Origin of the sequence: Streptomyces sp. HSW2009, from assembly GCF_040240285.1 — a bacterium.
Taxonomy (GTDB): domain Bacteria; phylum Actinomycetota; class Actinomycetes; order Streptomycetales; family Streptomycetaceae; genus Streptomyces.
The window spans coordinates 1-2,212 of the sequence record NZ_JBEHZD010000861.1 but is presented as its reverse complement, the minus strand read 5'-3'; the positions used below and the strand labels follow the sequence as shown (position 1 = coordinate 2,212).

Annotated in this window: 1 protein-coding gene and 1 pseudogene; both read left to right on the top strand. The window is 63.3% G+C overall.

Annotated elements, in window-relative coordinates:
* Nucleotides 1-1,834: 2-oxoacid:acceptor oxidoreductase subunit alpha (locus AAHZ94_RS32990; protein WP_349997387.1), on the top strand; the 1,834-nt coding region annotated here is incomplete at its 5' end.
* Nucleotides 1,827-2,212, top strand: a pseudogene (locus tag AAHZ94_RS32985) (thiamine pyrophosphate-dependent enzyme); the annotation flags it as partial. The gene AAHZ94_RS32990 and the pseudogene AAHZ94_RS32985, both read left to right, overlap by 8 nt.

Here is a 2,212-nt window from a genome sequence, read left to right as displayed (position 1 = left end):
CCGAGTCATTATCCGTTTTGCGGGTGATTCGGGTGATGGTATGCAGTTGACGGGTGATCGGTTTACTTCGGAGACGGCTGCGTTTGGGAATGACTTGTCGACGTTGCCGAATTTCCCGGCGGAGATTCGGGCGCCGGCGGGTACGTTGCCGGGGGTGTCCTCGTTCCAGTTGCATTTCGCGGATCATGACATCCTCACGCCGGGGGACGCGCCGGATGTGTTGGTCGCGATGAACCCGGCCGCGTTGAAAGCGAACGTGAGTGACCTTCCCCCGGGTGGGGTGTTGATCGTGAACACGGATGAGTTCACGAAACGCCCGATGGCGAAGGTCGGTTATGCCACGAGTCCGTTGGACGATGGTTCGTTGTCGGCGTTCCAGGTGCATGGGGTGCCGTTGACGACGTTGACGGTTGAGGCGTTGAAGGAGTTCGGGCTTTCCCGGAAGGAGGCCGAGCGGAGCAAGAACATGTTCGCGCTCGGTCTGTTGTCGTGGATGTACCACCGGCCGACGGAGGGTACTGAGGCGTTCTTGCGGAAGAAGTTCGCGAAGAAACCGCAGTTGGCGCAGGCGAACGTGACGGCGTTTCGGGCGGGGTGGAACTTCGGGGAGACCACGGAGGACTTCGCGGTCTCCTACGAGGTCGCACCCGCTTCCTCCGCGTTCACCCCGGGTGTGTATCGGAACATCTCCGGGAACCTGGCTCTGGCCTATGGTCTGGTGGCCGCGTCGGTGCAGGCGGAGTTGCCGTTGTTCCTGGGGTCGTATCCGATCACCCCGGCCTCAGACATTTTGCACGAGCTCTCCCGGCACAAAAACTTTCAGGTCCGCTCGTTCCAGGCCGAGGATGAGATCGCGGGGATCGGAGCGGCGCTGGGTGCGGCGTTTGGCGGGTCGTTGGCGGTGACGACGACCTCAGGGCCTGGGGTGGCGTTGAAGTCGGAGACGATCGGGCTTGCGGTGTCGTTGGAGCTGCCGTTGTTGGTGGTGGACATTCAGCGTGGTGGTCCGTCGACAGGGTTGCCGACGAAGACGGAACAGGCTGATTTGTTGCAGGCGATGTATGGGCGTAATGGTGAGGCGCCGGTACCGATCGTCGCGCCGTCGACGCCCGCGGATTGTTTCGACGCGGCCTTGGAAGCGGCTCGGATCGCGGTGACGTACCGGACGCCGGTGTTCTTGCTCTCGGATGGGTATCTGGCGAACGGGTCGGAGCCGTGGCGGGTACCTGAGGTAGCGGACCTGCCGGATCTGCGGGTGCAGTTCGCGTCCGAGCCCAATCATGAGTTGGCTGATGGTAGTCGGGTGTTTTGGCCCTACAAGCGTGATCCCCACACCTTGGCCAGGCCCTGGGCGGTCCCGGGGACGGCGGGGTTGGAACACCGGATCGGTGGGATCGAGAAGCAGGACGGTAGCGGCAACATCTCCTACGACCCGGCCAACCATGAATTCATGGTGAGGACCCGGCAAGCGAAGGTCGATCAGATCCAGGTTCCCGATCTGCTCGTGGACGACCCCGATGGCGGGGCGCGCACGTTGGTGTTGGGGTGGGGGTCCACGTACGGGCCGATCGCTGCCGCGGTCCGCCGGTTGCGGTCACAGGGTGTGGCGGTCGCTCAGGCCCACTTGCGTCATCTGAATCCGTTCCCGGCGAATACGGGCACGGTCCTGGCGGGGTATGAGCGGGTGGTGATCCCGGAGATGAATCTGGGACAACTCGCCTCGCTGATCCGAGCGAAGTACCTCATCGACGCGCAATCCCACACCCAGATCAACGGAATGCCCTTCAAGGCCGAAGAGCTGGCCACCGCGCTGAAGGAGGCCATCAATGCCTAACCCCACCACGTCTGCCGCTTCCGCTCACTCCGGTGCTTCCATCACGACGGTGACCAACGACACCACCCCCACACCCACCACCCCCACATCCACACCTGCATCCGTATCTACTCCCGCACCCGGCTCAAGTGCGGGTGCGGGTGCGGGTTCGGGTGGAGGGTTGGGGGCGTTGGCGTTGGTGCCGCGGGCTGCGGGGAAGCAGTCGATGAAGGACTTCAAGTCGGATCAGGAAGTGCGGTGGTGTCCTGGGTGTGGGGACTACGCGATCCTGGCCGCGGTGCAGGGTTTCATGCCCGAGTTGGGGTTGGCTCGGGAGAACATCGTGTTCGTGTCGGGGATTGGTTGTTCCAGCCGGTTCCCGTACTACATGAACACCTA